16 protein-coding genes are annotated in these 18,583 nt (G+C 73.0%); 9 read left to right on the plus strand and 7 right to left on the minus strand.

Annotation, left to right across the window (positions count from 1 at the left end):
- The first annotated feature begins 159 nt into the window (after positions 1-159).
- Positions 160-2,184 carry an L-glutamate oxidase LgoX gene (lgoX, locus tag QA802_RS05690; protein ID WP_334518588.1) on the plus strand — a complete coding sequence of 675 codons (2,025 nt, stop codon included), beginning with the start codon at positions 160-162 and terminating at the stop codon, positions 2,182-2,184.
- 109 nt (positions 2,185-2,293) lie between these two features.
- A complete protein-coding gene (locus tag QA802_RS05695) occupies positions 2,294-3,238 on the plus strand; it encodes a TIGR01777 family oxidoreductase (RefSeq protein ID WP_334518590.1) in 945 nt (314 codons plus the stop codon).
- Positions 3,239-3,771: 533 nt separating this feature from the next.
- On the opposite strand, the gene QA802_RS05700 is transcribed toward QA802_RS05695, so the two are convergent.
- The 3 genes from QA802_RS05700 to QA802_RS05710 are packed head-to-tail and all read right to left on the minus strand — an operon-like array spanning position 3,772 to position 5,851.
- Entirely contained in the window at positions 3,772-4,497 is a 726-nt protein-coding gene (locus tag QA802_RS05700) for an alpha/beta fold hydrolase (protein ID WP_334518592.1), read from the minus strand.
- A 20-nt stretch (positions 4,498-4,517) separates the two neighbouring features.
- On the minus strand, positions 4,518-5,486 hold the full coding sequence (locus tag QA802_RS05705) for an alpha/beta hydrolase (RefSeq protein WP_334518594.1): 969 nt from the start codon (positions 5,484-5,486) through the stop codon (positions 4,518-4,520).
- A 47-nt stretch (positions 5,487-5,533) separates the two neighbouring features.
- Entirely contained in the window at positions 5,534-5,851 is a 318-nt protein-coding gene (locus tag QA802_RS05710) for a hypothetical protein (RefSeq protein WP_334518595.1), read from the minus strand.
- Positions 5,852-5,887: 36 nt separating this feature from the next.
- Between QA802_RS05710 and QA802_RS05715 the strand changes: the two genes are divergently transcribed.
- Positions 5,888-6,808 (plus strand): hypothetical protein, encoded by a 921-nt coding sequence (locus tag QA802_RS05715; RefSeq protein ID WP_334518597.1) that lies wholly within the window; start codon positions 5,888-5,890, stop codon positions 6,806-6,808.
- Between the two features lie 68 nt (positions 6,809-6,876).
- On the opposite strand, the gene QA802_RS05720 is transcribed toward QA802_RS05715, so the two are convergent.
- Entirely contained in the window at positions 6,877-7,170 is a 294-nt protein-coding gene (locus QA802_RS05720) for a DUF6355 family natural product biosynthesis protein (protein ID WP_334518599.1), read from the minus strand.
- Between the two features lie 340 nt (positions 7,171-7,510).
- On the opposite strand from QA802_RS05720, the gene QA802_RS05725 reads away from it, so the two are divergent.
- From QA802_RS05725 to dacB, 3 genes are all read left to right on the plus strand, one after another.
- Positions 7,511-8,077 carry a hypothetical protein gene (locus QA802_RS05725; protein WP_334518601.1) on the plus strand — a complete coding sequence of 189 codons (567 nt, stop codon included), beginning with the start codon at positions 7,511-7,513 and terminating at the stop codon, positions 8,075-8,077.
- A gap of 231 nt (positions 8,078-8,308) precedes the next feature.
- A complete protein-coding gene (locus QA802_RS05730) occupies positions 8,309-9,874 on the plus strand; it encodes a hypothetical protein (RefSeq protein ID WP_334518603.1) in 1,566 nt (521 codons plus the stop codon).
- A gap of 143 nt (positions 9,875-10,017) precedes the next feature.
- Positions 10,018-11,382: a D-alanyl-D-alanine carboxypeptidase/D-alanyl-D-alanine endopeptidase gene (dacB, locus tag QA802_RS05735; protein ID WP_334518605.1), complete on the plus strand. Its 1,365-nt coding sequence runs from the start codon at positions 10,018-10,020 to the stop codon at positions 11,380-11,382.
- A 208-nt stretch (positions 11,383-11,590) separates the two neighbouring features.
- Here the strand turns inward: dacB and QA802_RS05740 are convergent, their stop codons facing one another.
- Positions 11,591-12,571: an SMP-30/gluconolactonase/LRE family protein gene (locus QA802_RS05740; protein ID WP_334518607.1), complete on the minus strand. Its 981-nt coding sequence runs from the start codon at positions 12,569-12,571 to the stop codon at positions 11,591-11,593.
- Between the two features lie 246 nt (positions 12,572-12,817).
- Between QA802_RS05740 and QA802_RS05745 the strand changes: the two genes are divergently transcribed.
- A complete protein-coding gene (locus QA802_RS05745; RefSeq protein ID WP_334518609.1) occupies positions 12,818-13,108 on the plus strand; it encodes a zinc-ribbon domain-containing protein in 291 nt (96 codons plus the stop codon).
- Positions 13,109-13,121: 13 nt separating this feature from the next.
- Here QA802_RS05745 and QA802_RS05750 read toward each other — a convergent pair whose 3' ends face one another.
- Both QA802_RS05750 and QA802_RS05755 read right to left on the minus strand, forming a co-directional pair.
- Positions 13,122-14,207: a sugar ABC transporter substrate-binding protein gene (locus tag QA802_RS05750; RefSeq protein ID WP_334518611.1), complete on the minus strand. Its 1,086-nt coding sequence runs from the start codon at positions 14,205-14,207 to the stop codon at positions 13,122-13,124.
- Entirely contained in the window at positions 14,204-16,558 is a 2,355-nt protein-coding gene (locus QA802_RS05755; RefSeq protein WP_334518613.1) for a SpoIIE family protein phosphatase, read from the minus strand. Before QA802_RS05755 ends, QA802_RS05750 begins: the two co-directional genes overlap by 4 nt.
- A 121-nt stretch (positions 16,559-16,679) precedes the next feature.
- Here QA802_RS05755 and QA802_RS05760 point away from each other — a divergent pair, with 121 nt between their 5' ends.
- Together QA802_RS05760 and QA802_RS05765 are read left to right on the plus strand one after the other, a co-directional pair.
- Positions 16,680-17,771: a sugar ABC transporter substrate-binding protein gene (locus QA802_RS05760; protein WP_334518615.1), complete on the plus strand. Its 1,092-nt coding sequence runs from the start codon at positions 16,680-16,682 to the stop codon at positions 17,769-17,771.
- Between the two features lie 28 nt (positions 17,772-17,799).
- Complete coding sequence (locus QA802_RS05765) at positions 17,800-18,582, plus strand: ATP-binding cassette domain-containing protein (RefSeq protein ID WP_443042074.1); 783 nt, start codon at positions 17,800-17,802, stop codon at positions 18,580-18,582.
- The last annotated feature ends 1 nt before the right edge of the window (position 18,583 follow it).

Here is an 18,583-nt window from a genome sequence, read left to right on the forward strand (position 1 = left end):
AGCCGGCACGGCCGGACCGGGGTAAACCCTCCGCATCCACCCGCCAGTTGCGTCGGAGTCGCCGAGCGCGCACGCCCGCGCCCCGGTGCGCCTACACGTTCAGGTGATGATCCACGGCAACCCGCTCCCCGCCCCCCGCACGCCCCCTATCCAGGGCTCATGGACATTTCCGATCCTTCTGTAGACCCCGGCCGCCTCTCCCGACGGCGGTTCACCGCCACCGCGGCCGCCACCGCCACAGCCGCCACGGCCGCCACCGCCGGCGGCGCCGCGCTGACGGCGACCGCCGCCCCGGCCAGGGCGCTCTCCCGGCAGCCCGCCGGACCGTCCAGGTCCGCTGCCGACTGGGCGACCTGCCTGACCGTCGCCCGCGCCCTGCTGGTGGTCGACGAACACGACCGGCCGCTCGTGCCGGGTTACGCGAAGATCCTCGAGGGCGGGCTGCCGCGGGCCCGGACGGGCACCGGGAAGAAGGTGCTGGTGATCGGCGCCGGACCGGCCGGGCTGGTCGCCGCCTGGCTGCTCAAGCGGGCCGGTCACCACGTCACACTCGTGGAGGCCAACGGCAACCGGGTCGGAGGCCGCGTCAAGACCTTCCGCACCGGCGGCCACGAGGACGCGCCGCAGGCCTTCGCCGACGCCCGCCAGTACGCGGAAGCGGGCGCCATGCGCATCCCCGGCAGCCACCCGCTGGTGATGAGCCTGCTCGACCGGCTCGACGTCGCCAAGCGCCGGTTCCACCTCGTGGACGTCGACGCCCACGGCAAGCCCGTCAACAACGCCTGGTTGCACGTCAACGGCATCCGGGTGCGCCGCTCCGCGTACGCGGGGTCCCCGCGCCGGGTCAACCGGTCCTTCGGCGTGCCCCGCAAGTACTGGGACGTCCCGTCCGCGACCATCCTGCGCGAGGCCCTCGACCCGGTCCGCGACGAGTTCAGCACCCGCGGCGCCGACGGACGGCGCGTGGACAAGCCGCTGCCCGAGCGCGTGCGGGGATGGGCGCGGGTGGTGCAGAGGTTCGGCGACTGGTCGATGTACCGGTTCCTGACCGAGGAGGCGGGCCTGGACGAACGGACCGTCGACCTGGTCGGCACGCTGGAGAACCTGACCTCCCGGCTGCCTCTGTCCTTCATCCACAGTTTCATCAGCGCCTCCCTGATCAGCCCGGACACCGAGTTCTGGGAGCTGGTCGGCGGCACGGCCACGCTGCCGGACGCACTGCTGAAGGAGGTCTCCGACGTGCTCCGCCTCGACCGGCGGGTGACGCACATCGAGTACTGGGCGCCGGACCGGCACGAGGCCGACGACACCTCGCACGTCCGCGCCGACGGGCCGCACGTCTGGATCGACACGGTCTCCGAGGGGCGCGACGGCAAGGCGGTGCGCCAGGAGTTCACCGCGGACCTCGCGATCGTCACGGTGCCGTTCTCGGGGCTGAGGCAGGTGCAGGTCGGCCCGTTGATGTCGTACAAGAAGCGGCGGGCCGTGGCGGAGCTGCACTACGACAGCGCGACCAAGGTGCTGCTCGAGTTCAGCCGCCGCTGGTGGGAGTTCACCGAGGCGGACTGGAAGCGCGAACTCGACGCCGTGCGGCCCGGCCTGTACGAGGAGTACCGGGCCGGGAAGGCGCCGGGCGACGGAAGCCTGCTCGGCGCCCATCCCTCCGTGCCGCGCGGGCACATCACACCTGGGCAGCGCGTCCATCACGCGGCCAACCGGTGGGCCGCACGCGACCAGCCCGAGGCCGCGCACATCGTCGGCGGCGGCTCGGTCTCCGACAACTCCAACCGCTTCATGATCAACCCGTCGCACCCGGTCCCGGGCAGCCCGGGCGGCGTCGTCCTCGCCTCCTACAGCTGGGCCGACGACGCCTCCCGCTGGGACTCCCTCGACGACGACGCGCGCTACCCGCACGCACTGCGCGGGCTGCAACAGGTCTACGGCCGGCGTGTCGAGGTCTTCTACACGGGCGTGGGCCGCACCCAGAGCTGGCTGCGCGATCCGTACGCCTACGGGGAGGCCTCCGTGCTGCTGCCGGGCCAGCACACCGAGCTGCTGAGCGCCATCCGCTCCCCCGAGGGCCCGCTGCGCTTCGCGGGCGACCACACCTCCGTGAAGCCGTCATGGATCGAGGGCGCGCTCGAATCGGGGGTGCGGGCCGCGCTGGAGGTGCACCTGGCGTGAACGCGTGGGGCGGGGCCCGGCCGCTCGGAGCGGGCCGGACCCCGCCCCACGTTTTGAACACGTTCAAAATATGGGTAGGGTCTTCTTCGAGAGAGAAGAGGGCCTACCCATGAAGATCGTGCTGCCAGGCGGGACCGGACAGGTGGGAACGGTCCTGCGCCGCGCGCTCACCGCGGCCGGACACCAGGTCGTGGTGCTGAGCAGACAGCCGGCGGCGGACCGGGGCGAGGTCGGGTGGGACGGGCGCACGCTCGGGCCCTGGACCGAGGAGATCGACGGCAGCGACGTCGTGGTCAACCTGGCCGGCCGCAGCGTCAGCTGCCGCTACACCCCCGCCAACCTCAAGGCGATGATGGACTCCCGGGTGGAGTCGGCGCGGATCGTGGGCGAGGCGATCGCCGCCTCGGCGCGGCCCCCGCGGGTCTGGCTGCAGATGAGCACCGCCACCGTCTACGCCCACCGCTTCGACGCGGCCAACGACGAGGCCACCGGCCTGATCGGCGGATCCGAACCGGATGTCCCGGACTACTGGGCCTTCAGCGTCGACATCGCGACCGCCTGGGAGCGGGAGCAGGAGCAGGCCGACACGCCGCACACCCGCAAGGTGGCCCTGCGGTCCGCGATGGTGATGAGCCCCGACCGGGGCGGGGTGTTCGACGTCCTGCTGCGGCTGGCCCGGCTCGGCCTCGGCGGCCCGGTCGCGGGCGGCGCGCAGTACGTGTCGTGGATCCACGACCGTGACTTCGTCCGCGCGGTGGACTTCCTCGTCGCACGGGACGACCTCGCCGGGCCGGTGAACCTGGCCGCGCCCGCCCCGCTCCCCCAGCGCGCGTTCATGCGCGCCCTGCGCGGCGCGTGGGGCGTCCCGGTGGGTCTGCCGGCGACGCGGTGGATGGCCGAAGTCGGCGCGTTCGCCCTGCGCTCCGACACCGAACTGCTGCTCAAGAGCCGCCGCGTGGTCCCCGGCCGACTGCTCGAGGCGGGCTTCGTCTTCGACCACCCACGGTGGCCGCAGGCCGCCGCCGACCTCGCACACCGCGTCCGAAGCCGCTGACGCCCGATGCCCACCCCTGCCCCGCACAACAACCGCACCACCGAACCGCGCACGCCGGGCCACGGCCGACAGGCGGTGGCCCGGCGGGCCGTGCAAGACGGACGGCAGGCCCAGGCCGGAGGCCGCGGACAGCGGCCCTCGGACCCGCGGACCCGGGACCCGGGGGCCGGGGCCGGGGGCCGGGACCCGGGGGCCGGGGGCCGGGGGCCGAATGGGAGCCGAGGCCGGCCGGCCTCGGGACGGGGGCACGGACGGCGGGCGCTCCACAGGCCACAGGCCCGGGGGCCACGGACGGCCGGCCTCGGGACGGGGGGGCGCGGACGGCGGGCGCCCCCGCAGGCCGGGATGGCCGCAGGCGGAACGGGAGCTGCGGGCGGCAGGCGGCCGGCCTCGGGACGGGGGCGCAGGGCGATGACCGGCAGGCCCATGCCCTGGCAGTCGATGCGGATCCCGTCGTCACACAGGGTCGACCTGCGGCGGGCTGCCGGGGCGGGCGGGGCGCGGCTGGGTGCGCGGCTGCCGGGCTCTGTGCGTCAGCTCGTTGTGCGCACCGCGTCGAGGATCAGGTCCGCGACCGCCTGCGGACGGGACACGGCCACCGCGTGCGAGGCGCCCTCGAGCTCGACGACCGTGGCCCCGGCCCGCTTGGCGCCGAACCGCTCGACCTCGGGGTTGATCGCCTCGTCCGCGGCGGCGACCAGCGCCCAGGACGGCTTGGTCCGCCAGGCGGCCGCCGAGGCGGTCTCCTCGAACGCGGCGGCGGCCAGCGGGCGCTGAGCCGCGGCGAGGATCCTGGTGACGTCGGCGGGCACGTCCGCGGCGAACACCGACGGGAAGGCGTCCTCGGCGATGGTGACCTCGACGGCCGGGTCGCCGCCCGGCACCGGGTACGTCCACTCCTTGAGGCTGCCCACCAGCGGCGAGAGCGGGAATCGGCCCTGCAGCTCGCCGAGGCTCTCGCCCTCGTCCGGGACGTACGCCGCGACGTAGACGAGGCCGACGACGTTCTCCGCCGTGCCGGCCACGGTGATGAGGGCGCCGCCGTACGAGTGGCCGACGAGGATCACGGGACCGTCGATCTGGGCGGCGACGGAGGCGACATACGCGGCGTCGGAGGCGAGACCGCGCAGCGGGTTCGGCGGGGCGATCACGGGGACGTCCCGGCCCTGGAGCTCGGATATGACGCCGGACCAGCTGGCCGCGTCGGCGAACGCGCCGTGGATCAGGACGACGGTGGGGGTGGTGGGGGTGGTGGTCATGGCTGTGCTCCTCCTGGGGGTCAGACGTGCAGGGCGTCGCGCAGGGTGCCGACGGCGAGGCTGATCGCGGCCTCGGCGGCGTACGTCGGGCGCAGGGCGTTCAGCATCACGAAGTCGTGGATGACGCCCTGGAAGCGGACGGCGGTGACCGGGACGCCGGCCGCGCGCAGCTTGTTCGCGTACGCCTCGCCCTCGTCGCGCAGCACATCGGCCTCACCGGTGATCACCAGGGCCGGGGGGAGGTCCGTCAGCTGCTCAAGCGTCGCCCGCAGCGGTGAGGCGGTGATCTGCGCGCGCTCGGCCTCGTCGGTCGTGTACTGGTCCCAGAACCACCGCATCGCGTCGCGGCGCAGGAAGTAGCCCTCCGCGAACTGGTGGTAGGAACCGGTGTCGAAGGCCGCGTCGGTCACCGGGTAGAACAGCACCTGCTGCACCAGCGGGACACCGCCGCGCTCCTTGGCCATCAGCGTCAGCGCGGCCGCCATGTTCCCGCCCACCGAGTCACCCGCGACCGCGACGCACGTCCCGTCCAGGTTCTTCGACGCGCCCTGCTCCACGACCCATCGGGCCACCGCGAAGTTCTGCTCGATCGCCACCGGGTAACGCGCCTCGGGCGCGAGGTCGTACTCCGGGAACACGACCGCGGCCCCGACCCCCACCGCCAGCTCGCGCACCAGCCGGTCATGCGTGTGCGCGTTGCCGAACACCCAGCCCGCGCCATGGATGTACAGCACCACCGGCAGCATTCCGGCGACGCCCGCGGGCCGCACGATCCGTGCCCGCACTCTCCCCGTCGGACCGCCCGCGACCGTCACCCACTCCTCGTCGACGGCGGGCTTGGCGATCTCGTCCGACTGCACCTCGTCGACCGCCTTGCGGCCCTCCGCCGGACCGAGGTCGAAGAGGTACGGCGGGTCGGCGGTCGCCTCGGCGAACGCCGCGGCCTGGGGTTCGAGCACCGGCGTGACCGGCGCGACGAGGTCGGACATGGAGACTCCCTAGCTGTTCTCGTGGTGCGTTGTCTCGAGTCCTCACGCTAGAACGCGCTGACGTCCGGGATTTGGCGGTCCGTGCACCGCCGCTGTTCCCCCAGTGCACCACCTCCGGGGCGGGCCGGGCCGGGGCCGCCCCGGCAGGAACGGCCCCGCCCCCTGTCGAGGACAGGGGGCGGGGCCGCCGTTGGGAAGCAGACCTGCACGGGCTTGGGCCCGATCCAGTTCCGCGGGCCCGGCATGCACGGACGGCCGCTCTCCTTCGGCAGGGCCGCCCAGTACCGCTTGCCGAGGTCGGTCTTGGGGTCCATGGCCTTGTAGAAGTCGTGCTTCATCTGGAGGTCGGCGGCCTCCAGCAGCACGCGGCCGGCGTCGGTGGAGGCGAAAACTCGCTGTCCATGATCCGGTCGGGCTCGTCCGGGTTGAGGCTGCTCGCCGAGTACCGGTCGGCCGACGAGAAGCCCGATCTCGGCTTCCGGCCCACGCGGTGTGCCGCGGTCTACCTCGGCGAGGTCCTGCTGGACGTGGCCGGCGGACGGTGGGGCTGGCAGCCGCGTGGCGCCACCGGCTCCTCGGCGGGCCGGCCGGTCGTGCACCCTGACCCGGCGCTCGGTCTCGCCCCCGTCTCCCCGCTCGCCCTCGTCGCGCGGGCCGTCCGCACCCGCACCGGGTGCGTCTTCACCGAGGAGGCGGCCAGGCTCGCGGAGGCGGTGGCCGGCCGGCGACGGCGGGAGCCGGACTGGGCTCCCGCCGTGGTGCCACACCCCGGGCAGGCCGCCCGGACGGCCGGTGCGGACCATCCGGAACTGCTGCGCTGGCTCGCCGTGCGGTCCCGGGAGTTCGCCCGCTGGGCAAACGACGCCGGGCCCGCCGGCGACGACGGGCGGCACTGGGACTTCTCCCCCGCCTCCCTCGACGTGCTCGAGACGGTGCTGCGCGAGAGGTTCGACGGCGGTGCCCGCCGCCTCGGGGCGAAGAGCAGCGCCTTCGTGCAGGGCGCGGTCTGGTACCTCGGCGAGGTCGTCCGCCGCGCCGGGGACGGCGTGGTGTGGCAGTACCAGCCCCGCACCCGCTTCGACGAGCCCCTGGAGGCGGCGATGTTCCACGCCCCAAACGAGATCTGCCTGGACACGCCGAGAGCGGGGCGGCCGGGGCTGCGGGAGGGCGGGTCGGCCCACCCGATGGCGGTGCTGAACGTCTTCTTCTGGCAGACGGACGAACTGGAAACCCCATCGAGCCCCGGCTCGCCGACATCCTCGACGACTTCGCGTGAGTGCCCGTCAGCACGGACCTCGCCAGAGACGCAGGCAGGGACGTAGGCAGGAACGTAGGCACGGACGCAGGCGCGGAGTCGGCACGGATGCCGGCGACGTCGGCTCGGACGTCGTCAGCACAGACGGCCGGCGTAGTGGGCGCCCTGGATCTTGGAAGCCGGCCCCAGCCAGGTCGTGCCGGGGCCGACGCAGCGCTCGTAGTCCGGCGCCAGGGCGACCTCGACCTTGATGACGACCCGGGAGCCGTCGGACGTGCAGTGGTTGTAGAAGGCGTCGGAACCGGTCTCGTAGAAGCCGCACGGGTTCGCGGCCGCGGGGCCCGCGGTGGCGGCGGTCACCGCGCCCAGCGAGGCGACCACGAGAGCGACGGAACCGATGGTGCTGAGCACCGAACGACGAAAGCGCACGACAGAACTCCTTGACGGATCGGGAGAGCGGGACGGAAGGGGGTCCCCCCGGCCGGCTGGTCGGCAATTGCCTGCCTCAGGATCGGGGCCCGCCTGCCCCCAGCGGGCGCCTGTCGCGCCGCGTTCACCCCGAAAATCGTTTCGGCGGTCCGCCGTTGGAGTGGATCTTCCTCGGAGGAGGACTCGACGGAGGGGATCCGGGGCAAGGCGGGCCGGTTTCACCCGGCTGACCGCCCCGGGTGGTGGACCCGCGCACGCTGACTGACGGTGGATCACGTCAGGCCGGGTCAGGTGAGCTGACGAGGTGTCGGCTGCCCGGCCGTGACGGAAGGACCATCAGATGCGCTCTGCTCGAATGATCCTGGCGACCGCGGCGGCCTCGGCCGCCCTGGCGATCGGCGCTCCCGGCGCCTTCGCCGCCGAAGGGGACTGGGACCACGACAGCTCCTCCTACAGCAAGGAGGACGGCTCCTCCGCCAAGGAGCACGGCAAGGAGGACCACGGGAAGGAAGGCCACGGGAAGGAAGAGCACGGCAAGGGGGAGCACGACGGACCGCACGGCGGGATGCACACCGGCGGCGGCGCCCTGACCGCGGTGACCCAGGACGGCGACCGCGGCGCGGCGAAGGACCCCCGGTTCGACCCGGAGACCTACAAGGAGAAGGACAAGAGCTGGGAGGCCGCCGACACGAACAAGGAGGAGCACGGCTCGGGCTCCTGGGAGGGCGGCAAGGACGAGTCCGGCGGCTGGAGCGGTAAGCACGGCAAGCCCAGCGGCGGCATGCACACCGGCGGCGGCGCCCTCGCCGGCCCCTCGGTGACCGCGGCCGGACTCGGCGTCCTTGCCGTCGCCGGGACCGGCGTCTACGCCCTGCGCCGCAGGAAGACGGCAGGGGGTGTGGCCTGACGATGCCTGACGCGATAGCAGCCGCGGCCGCCACGCTCGCTCTGCGTGGCGGTCCGGCCGGCTGTCGGTCACGGCCGGCGGCACCCGGCGCCGACGACGTCGGCGCCGCAACCCCCGTTCGCCGTCGCCCTCGTTCGCTGCCGCCGCCGGTCCCCCCTGTCGGCGGCCCCGCTGCGCCCGTACACTGACAAATCACAGATGTGCGGGCGCAGTTCAGCGGGGGGAGCCGCCATGTCGGGGGACCAGTACGACAGATTCGACCACGCCTTCAGCGTGCCGCCCATGCCGTCGGCGCCGCCGCCGGCCCCCGCCGACGGGGTGCGGGCCGTCGCGGTCGCGGTGCTGAACCTCAGCGGACTGGGGCTGGGGTACGCGCTGACCCGGCGCTGGTTGCCGGCGGCGCTGTGCTGGGCGGCCACCGCCGCCCTGCTGCTCGTGGCGCTGCCGGCCGACCCGGACGGCGTCCCCGGCCTCGCCCTCGTCCTGTACGGCGTGTTCCTCGTCGCCGTGGCGGCGCACGGGGCGCGGGTGGGCCTGCGCACACCGCTGACGGGACCGCGCAATGCGCCTCTCGCGCTCGGGCTCGGACTGCTCCTCCTCGTGGCCCCGGCCGGCGGCGCGGTGCTGTACGACGGGGCGCGGGACGAAGCGATCCAGCAGATGCTCCTCGACCGGCTCGACGAGGCGAACCGCCTGGTGGAGGCGGCCGGCGAACGGCCCTTCGACTCGGCGCAGCCCGACTACCGCAAGGCTCTTGCCGCCTACGCCGCCCTGCAGGCCGATCATCCCGGCTCCCGGGCCGCCGAGCGGGTGCCCGCGCAGATGAAGACCTTCTACCGGACGGTCGGCATCTCCTACGGCCAGGGCGACCATTGTGCGGCCGCCGCGCCGCTGAAGTTCCTGCGCACGGTGCCGAAGAGCCTGCCCGGGACGGATCTCGGAGATCTGAAGACCTGGCCCGACGACCGGCTGGCCACCTCGCTGTACGAGTGCGCGTCCGCGTCGCTCACGGCGGGCGAGGCGGGCTGGACGGGGCAGTTCGGGGAACTGCTGACGACGTTCCCCGCCTCGGCGCAGGCCGCGAAGGTGGAGCCGGCCGTAGCCGCGGCCGTCACGAAGACGCAGAAGGACCTGGCCGGAGCCGAACCCTGCGCGGCGGTCGAGCGGCTGTCCACGCTGAGCTCGCAGATCGACGGGCTGCCCGCCGAGCGGACGGCCTTCGCCGGCGCCCTCGACAAGGACGCCGCCCGGGCCACGGCGAGCGCCGACACGGGCGCGTACACCTGCGGTGTGGACCAGTACCGGGACGGCGACTTCAAGTCGGCGCAGGCGACGATGACCGACTACGCCGCCGGCCACAAGAGCGCCGGGAACACGGCCCTGGCGAAGAAGATCGCGATAGCGGCCGAGATCGCCCAGACCGTGCCGGCCGCGGGAAAGAAGCTGCCGACGACGCGTTCCGGCGGCAGCATCTCGGTGACGGTGCAGAACGACAGCCCCGACGAGATCACGGTTCTCTACACGGGTCCGGTCACCGGCAGTTTCGTCCTCAAGGGATGCGGCAACTGCAAGGCGTACCCCCTCAGCAGCACCCTCAGCCCGGGTTTCAAGCCCTGCAGCAGTAGCAGCAAGAAGTATCCGGAGCGGACCATCAGCCTGCCGGTCGGCACCACGTTCTTCCTGCACAAACCGAAACGCGGCCTCGACACCCCCGCTTCGGACACGGCCAAGCTCGAATCCGGTTACATCTACACCGAATGCGCCTACACGACACAGGGTCTGGGGTCGCTCTCCTGAACTCCGGGTTAACAGGCGGGGAATTCCATTGGCTGAATTTCCGTCAGTTTCTGAATTCATTACCGGAGGGTCACATGTGACGGGTGATATGGTGCGCCGGAATTCCTTGGCGCAGCCCCCCACGAAAGCCCTGAGAAACTCCCATGAGCGACATAGTGCAGGAATCCCCCACAACCTCCTTCACGCCGGGCGGCCGGCGCCGGCACCGCAAGGCCCGACAGAGCGGCGTCGGCATGCGCCGGGCGCTGGTGCTCGCACTGGCCGTGCCCGTCACCTCCGCCGCCCTGGCCGGCCCGTCGGCGTTCGCCGTCGACAAGGGCGTCGGCACGACGGCCAAGGACACCTCGGGTCCCGACGCGGACGACCAGCAGATGGCCGCCAATCTCGAGACCCGGGTACTGGACCAGCGGCTGGGCTCGGACGTCAGCGGCGTGGTGATCGACGCCGATTCGGGCGACGCCCTCTGGGACCACAACAGTGCGACGGCGCTGATGCCGGCGTCCAACGTCAAGCTCGCCACGTCGACCGCCGCGCTCACCGTGCTCGGCCCCGACCACCGCTTCACCACCAAGGTCGTCTACGGCGGCGGCACCCTCACCCTCGTCGGAGGCGGCGACCGCACGCTCACGACCGCGGACCTCGACGAGCTGGCGAGCAGCGCGGTGGCCGGCCTCAAGGCGGCCGGCCTCAAGGCGGTGAAGGTCGCCGTGGACGACAGCCTCTTCCCCGAGCCCACTCTGGCCAACGGCTGGAACACCGGCTACTACCCCGACTCCGTCGCCCCGGTGCGCGCTCTCGTCGTCGACGGGCACGGTGTGCAGGACACCTCCCTGGACGCCGGGCAGGTCTTCGCGCAGCGGCTGGCCGCCGCCGGGGTCACCGTCGACGGCACGGTCACCCGTGCCACGGCGAAGCGGACGGACTTCCCGGTGGCCCGGCACCGGTCGGCGCCGCTGTCGGACATCGTCCACACGATGCTCAAGACCAGCGACAACAACATCGCCGAGACCCTGCTGCGGATGACCGCCCTGGGCGCGGGCCGTCCTGCCACCTTCGAGGGCGGCACGCAGATCGTGCGAGAGGTGCTGAGCCGGCGGTACGGGGTGTCGCTCGACCACTTCGAGATGTACGACGGAAGCGGCCTGTCCCGGGCGGACCGCATCCCGGCGGCCACTCTCGCGGACATCCTCGAGCTGCTGACGAAGCCCCGCAACGCCCGTGTCCTCGGCTCCATCCTGGAGGGGCTGCCCGTCTCCGGCGAGGCCGGCAGCACCCTCGGGCCGGAGTGGGGCCGCTTCGACGACGCCAACTCCAAGTGCGCGGTGGGCAAGGTGCACGCGACGACCGGCACGCTGACCGGGGCCGTCGCGCTCAGCGGTCTCACGCAGGGCAAGGACGGCAACTGGAAGGTGTTCTCCTTCGTCGAGAACAACTCCACCGCCAACCCGAACGACATCAAGGACGCGATGGACGGCCTCGCCGCGACCGTGAACGGCTGCTGGGCCTGACCGGCGTCCGGGGAACATGAGAGGGCCGGCCGCCGAAAGGCGCCGGCCCTCTCGCATCGGCCCACCCCGCGACCCACTGTTTTCGCCCTGCCCCGTTGCGCCCACGGCCCCGCACCCTCCTTCGGGTGCGGGGCCGTGGGCATGCGTGGGCGTGGGCGGCTCCTGGCCGCGGGTCGGTCGCGGATCGGTCGCGGATCGGTCGCGGTCGCTAGCCGCGGGCGCGTTGGCGTACGTGGGCCAGGAGGAGGTTGGGGTCCTGCTGGGTGAAGTACGCCGCGCTGGTGACGTAGGCGGTCGTGCCGCGCACGGTCACGGACGTGGGGTTCGACAGTCCGTTCTGGCGGTCGAGGACCACCTGGTGGGTGCCGTCCGGGCGGACCAGGGCGACCTCACTGCCGCCGGTCAGCGCGACGAGGGCCGTCTCGCCGCGCCGGTCGAGGAACCCGAAGTCGTCGAGCGCGTAGAGGCCCGTCGCCCGGGTCTGGATCGCGCAGGCCGAGCCGTCCTCGCCGACCGGGATGCGCAGCAGCGTTCCGGCGTTGGTGTTGGACACCCACACGGCGTCGCGGTGCAGGCGCAGACCGTTGGCTCCGACCTTGGCCGCGGGCCGCGCGTTGCGCGGCTCGAGTGCGGCTCCCTGGGCCCATGCGGTGGGCTTGCCGCCCGCGCGCGGGACGCGCCAGACGGTGCCCAGCACCGAGTCGGCGACGTAGAACACGCCTCGGCGCTCGTCGAGGGCCAGACCGTTGGGGAAGCCCTTCTCCGGCAGCCGGGCGATCTGGCGGGGTCTGCCGCCGCCTGCGGGGATGCGCCAGATGCCGGTCGCGTGGGTGCCGGTGGCGTAGGTGACGTAGAGGGTGCCGTTCTGCGCGCGGGCGATGCCGAGGACGACGGCCCTGCCGACGACGGGCGTGGGCGCGTCCGGCACGGCGGGCAGCGTCGCGAGGAGCCGCTTGCTGCCCTCGCGGCTGACGTTGACGACCTGGCGGGCGGTCGAGAACGTCAGGTCGGCGGAGCCGTCGGGTTCGAGCGCGATGTTCTCCGGTGACTCGCCCGCGGCGATGTCGAAGTGGGCGACGACGCGCGGAGCGGACACGGTCGGCTCGTCTCCCGCGGCGGGAGCCGTGGCGAGCAGCCCGAGAGCGAGGGCGGCGGCGGTGATACCCGCCGATCGGGGAAGTCGGGGCATGGGACCTCTCTTCGGGGGAAGCCTGGACCGCCGCTGTGCGGCGGCCAGACGACCATGTCCGCGCCCCGGCGGCGACCACCGCCGTCGTGGCCGGGACATCGCCCGCGTGGCCCACGGCATCGACCCGCCTGCCGCTCACCCGGGTGACCCGGCGATGCAGCAGACTGTGGGGGCGACAGCCCGTCCGCGAGGACGCCCGGGCGTACACCCGCCGGGACAGGAACCCCACCCAGAAGGAAGCACGACGTGATCATCTTCGGCACCAAGGGATACCTCTACCAGCTGGCGATACTGACTCTGGTGTGCGGCCACTGCGGCAACCCCGCCGCGCACACCCTCAGGAAGCGGGTCACGAAGTTCACGCTCTTCTTCGTGCCGCTCTTCCCGATCTCATCGAAGTACGCGACCCAGTGCACCTTCTGCGGCGCGGAACAGAAGGTGACCAAGGAGCAGGCCGAGCAGCTGCAGGCGCAGGCCGCGGGTCACGTCGGCGGTCAGGCGTACGGGCAGCCGCAGCAGCAGCCGTACCAGCGCTGACGTCCGCCGGGGCTCACGGGGTGAGTCCGAGCCGGTCGCAGGCGGCGCGCAGTCGCGGTGTGCAGATCTGGGCGGCCGTGTAGACGCCGCCCTCGACGAGGACCGGCTCGACGTCCTCGGCCGTCACGGCGGCCGGGGTGAGCAGGACCGACGGGATGCCCTTCTTGGTGGGGCTGTCGACGGTCGTGGCGGCGCTGTCGCGGGGATCGTCGCCCCGTCCCACGGCGACGGCCATGGCGGCGACCGCGGAGGCCTCCTCCTCGAACGACTTGTACACCGTCATGTACTGCTCGCCCTCGACGATCCGCCGCACGGCGTCGAGGTCGGCGTCCTGGCCGGTGACGGGCGGGAGGTCGGTGACGCCGGCGCTCTTGAGCGAGGAGATCACGCCAGAGGCGATGGCGTCGTTGGCCGCCAGCACGCCGTCGATCCGGTCCGGGCCGAGGGCCGCGATGGCGGCGGACATGTTGGCGTGGGCGTTCTGCGCGCTCCAGTCCAGCGTGTTGTAGGACCTGGCGATCGTCACCTCGCCGGCCAGCACGGACCGCGCGCCCTCGCGGTACAGGGCCGCGTTGGTGCTGGTGGGGTCGCCGTTGACCATGACGACTTCGGCGTCCTCGGCCCGTTCGCCCAGGGCGTCGAGGAGCGCCTCGCCCTGGAGCCGGCCGACCTCGTGTCCGTCGAAGCCGACGTAACCGGTGACGGGGCCCTCGGCGAGGCGGTCGTAGGCGACGACGGGGACCCCCGCACGGCGCGCCTCCTGGATGGAGGAGCGCAGCGCCCGGGTGTCGGCGGCGTCGAGGATGAGGACCTTGGCGCCCTTGGTGACCATGGAGACCATCTGCTGTCGCTGTCTGGTCACGTCGTTCTCGGCGTTGGCGTATTCCACCGTGCACGCCGGGCACAGCTTCTTCACGCCTTCCTCGATCAGCGGCCGGTCCGAGTGCTCCCAGCGCGGGACGGCCCGGCTGGGGAGCAGCAGGCCGACGGTGAAGCCCTCCCCGGAGTCGCTCTGCCCGCCGCCGCCGCAGCCGGCCAGGGGCAGGAGGAGAAGGGCCGCGCCGATCACCGCGGCGGCGTATCTGCGTCGGTTGCTCACGGCGTTGCCTCCGGTACGACGATCTCGCTCCACACCTGTTTGCCGCCGGCCACCGGGACCGAGCCGAACGTGTCGGACATGGCCTCGACCAGCAGCAGACCGCGGCCGCCGGTGGACTCCCAGTCGACGATCACCGGTTTGGCGGGGGCGCGCGGCGAGGAGTCGCTCACGCAGACGCGCACCCGGTCGCCGCGCAGGATCAGGTCGAGACGGACCGGCCCCTGGGTGTGGACGAGGGCGTTGGTGACGAGTTCGGAGACGACCAGCAGCACGGCGTCGGCGGCCTGCTGGACCTGCCAGCGGCGCAGGGTGCGCGCGGTGAAGCGGCGGGCGTGCATCACGGCGTCGGGCAGCCGCCAGACCATCCAGCCGGCCCGGATGGGGCGGGTCTTCATGCCGTCGTAGCGCAGGAGCAGCAGTGCCACGTCGTCCTCGCGGCGGCCGACGTCGCCGAGCAGCAGGTCGGCCGTGCGGCCGAGGTCCGCGGGGTCGGCCGCGCCGAGCGCCGCGCGGGTGCGCCGCATACCCTCGTCGAGCGGGAGGTCGGCGGCCTCGACCAGGCCGTCGGTGACCAGGGCGAGGACCGTGCCGGGGGTCAGTTCGACGGCGGTCATGGGGAAGTCGGCCTCGGCGAGGATGCCCAGTGGGGGGCCGCCCGCGACCTCCACCTCCTCGGTCTCGCCGTCGGGCCGGCGCAGCAGGGGCGCCAGGTGGCCGGCGCGGACGAAGAGGGTGTTGCCCTCCTCCATGTCCAGTTCGGCGTAGCAGCAGGTGGCGAACAGGTCGGTCTCCATGCCGACGAGGAGCCGGTTGGCGTGGGAGACGACGACGTCGGGCGGGTGGCCCTCCATGGCGTAGGCGCGGACGGCGGTCCGCATCTGGCCCATGATCGTCGCGGCTCCGGCACTGTGTCCCTGCACGTCTCCGATGACCAGCGCCACCCGGTCCTGGGAGAGGGCGATGACGTCGTACCAGTCGCCGCCCACCTGGAGGCCGCGGCGGGCCGGCAGGTAGCGGGCGACGGCGGTTCCGCCGGGGAGTTCGGGCAGCCGCCGGGGCAGCAGGCTGCGCTGGAGCATCGTGGCGAGTTCCTGCTCGGCGTCGTGCGCGTGGGCCCGTTTGAGGGCCTGGCCGACGAGGGCGGCGGTCGCGGTGAGCAGGGACCGCTCCTCGGGGACGAACTCGTGCGGCCGGTCCCAGCCGACCAGGCACACGCCGGCGACGCTGCCCTTGGCGGGCAGCGGCAGGACGGCCAGCCCGCCGGGGCCGATGCCGGACAGTCCGGGTTCGAGGTCGGTGTCGGTGGGCCACAGGTCCATCCGGCCGTCGCGCAGCGCGTCCCGCAGGGTGGGCAGGGCACGCAGCGGGGCGTCGGGCCATTCGGTGCGCCACTCCGAGCGCCAGGCCTCGGGCCAGGCCGTGGGCTGGGGCGGGTCGAGGACGGTGACCATGAGCCGGTCGTCCTGCAGGGTGGCGAGCGCGACGCGGTCGGCGGCCAGCGGCTCGCGCAGGGCGGCGATCACCACGCGGGCGACGTCGCGGACCGTCGCGGCGTCGTCGAGGGCGGCGGTCAGCCACTGGATGCGGGAGACGTCATCGGCTCCGCGGCGCAGCACCGGGGTCGCCGTCACCACGCCGAGGACGCCGTCCGGCCGGCCGTCGGCGGCCGGGGCGATCCGGCAGCTCAGGCTCAGCCAGCGCATCTCGCCGGTCGGCCCGCGGACCCGGAACTCCAGGTCGCGTCTGCCGGAGTCCAGGTCCGCGGGCTCCAGGACCGTCATGAGGGCGTGCATGTCCTCGGGCAGGGCGTGGGCGAGCAGGGTGTCGACCTTGCCGTCGAAGTCGCCGGGGGTGATGCCGACCAGGTCGAGCAGGGTGTCGTCGGCCTCGATCAGGCCGGTGTCGGGGAAGAGGACGAAGGAGCCGACGCGCAGGCTGTGCAGCGCGGGCGTCAGCAGGGACGCCGCCTGCGGGGGGTCGGCCGTTTCGAGGAGGGCGGCGACGGCGTCGGCGTACCGCTCCAGGAAGCGGCGCTGTTCGTTCTCGAAGCCGTCGGACGAGGAGCCGAGGACGAGGAGGCAGCCCAGCCGTCGGCCTTCCGCGTCCAGCGGAAGCGCCCCGAGCGGTCCGGGAGGGGTGTCGGCGGGCAGCCAGAGTGGGCGGTCGGTGCGGAAGGCGAGGACCGCGGGCGAGTCACCGGACAGCGGTAGGCGCTCCGGCGGCCGCTGTCCGGAAGAGGTTCCTCCGCACGTGTCCACCAGCCGGAGTTCTTCTTCGGCGGCGCCGGGCGCGTAGACCGCCGCCCATGTCGCTCCGGCGAAGGTCAGGGCCCGGTCGAGGCATGTCCGCAACGTACCTCCTGTCCTGCCGCAGGTGCCGACAGGTTGAGATCGGGGCACCCACCCACCAGAATCGCATATAAGGATCAGCCGAACATATCCACCTTATTGTCGTCTATGGCAGGTATCGCATATGAAGGCCTGCATTCGGGACACGGCGAGGGCCCTGGCCGCGCTCTGCACGGCGGTGGTCGTGGCCGCCTGCGGGGCGGACGCCGGGGACGAACCCGGCGGCGGCGGACGCGGACCGCGCATCGGCCTGCTGCTGCCGGACGCCAACACGCCCCGCTGGGAATCGCAGGACAGGCCGCTGCTGGAGAAGCGGATCGCCCAGCTGTGCGACGACTGCGTGGTCGAACACGCCAACGCCAAGGGCGATGTGGCGCTCCAGCAGGAGCAGATGGAATCGATGATCACCAAGGGCGTGGACGCCGTCGTGCTGGTGGCTGTGGACGCCCGCTCGCTGCGGCCCGCGGTCGTCAAGGCCCACGAGGCCGGCGTCCCGGTCATCGCCTACGACCGGCTGGCCGAGGGCCCCATCTCGGGCTACGTCTCCTTCGACGGCGTGGAGGTCGGCAGGCTCCAGGGCAGGGCCCTGCTGCGGGCGATGGGCGACAAGGTGCCCGGCGCCCAGATCGTCATGATGAACGGCGACCCGAGCGACCCCAACGCCAGGGCGTTCCAGCGGGGGGCGCTGTCCGTGCTCGCCGGGAAGGTGAAGATCGGCAAGGCGTACGACACCCCGCAGTGGCGGCCGGAGACCGCGCACATGAACATGACCGGGGCGCTCGCGGCGCTCGGTCCCGACTCCATCGACGGGGTCTACGCGGCCAACGACGGTCTCGCCGGCGGCAGCATCACGGCCCTCAAGGCGAACAAGGTCACCCCGCTGCCGCCGGTCACCGGGCAGGACGCCGAACTTCCCGCGCTGCGCCGCATCGTCGGCGGCGACCAGTACATGACGGTCTTCAAGCCGTTCGGGCCCGAGGCGGCGGCCGGCGGCGCCATGGCCGTGGCCGCGGCGCGCGGGGAGAGCCTCGAACCCGTCGCCACCGGCGAGGTGCCGACACGCGACGGGGAGGCGGTCGCGTCCGTGCTGCTCACACCGGTGTCCGTGACGGTCGACAACATCGCGGACACGGTCGTCAAGGACGGCCTGCACACCGTCCAGCAGATCTGCACGCCTCAACTCCGGGCCGCCTGCGACAGGGCCGGACTCACCTGACGCCGCGTCCCCCGCTCCCGGGAAGAAGGTGGTTTGCGTGCCGGATCCCCCCTTGCTGGCGCTGCGCGGGGTGTGCAAGCGCTTCGGCGTCGTCAAGGTCCTCGACGACATCGAGCTGGAGATCCACTCCGGCCAGGTCGTCGCCCTGCTCGGAGACAACGGGGCCGGCAAGTCCACCCTCGTCAAGGTGATCTCCGGGGTGGCCCCCGCGGAGAAGGGCGTCATCGAATGGCGGGGCACGCCGGTGCACATCCGGCGTCCGCACGACGCCCGCGACCTCGGTATCGCCACCGTCTACCAGGACCTGGCACTGTGCGGGAACCTCGACGTCGTCGGGAACCTGTTCCTCGGCCGGGAGATCCGCCGGTTCGGGTTCCTCGACGAGGTGGAGATGGAACGCCGCACCCGGCAACTGCTGGAACGCCTGACCCAGGGCCTGCCCGATCTGCGCGGCCCCGTCGTCTCGCTCTCCGGCGGCCAGCGGCAGACGGTGGCCATCGCCCGCTCGCTCCTGGGCGACCCGCGGGTCCTGCTCCTGGACGAGCCGACCGCGTCCCTCGGGTTCGAGCAGAGCAGCGAGGTGCTCGACCTGGTGGACCGGCTGCGCGACCGCGGGCTGGGCGTGCTGCTCATCAGTCACAACATGGGCGACGTCAAGGCACTCGCCGACCGCGCCGTCGTACTGCGCCTGGGGCGCAACAACGGCTTCTTCGACGTGAACACCGCGTCGCAGGAACAGATCGTCTCGTCCATCACCGGCGCCACGGAGAACGTGCCGCGCCGGCCGGCCGGCCGGGAGGCGGGGTGGTGAA

Origin of the sequence: Streptomyces sp. B21-105, assembly GCF_036898465.1 — a bacterium.
Taxonomy (GTDB): Bacteria; Actinomycetota; Actinomycetes; order Streptomycetales; family Streptomycetaceae; genus Streptomyces.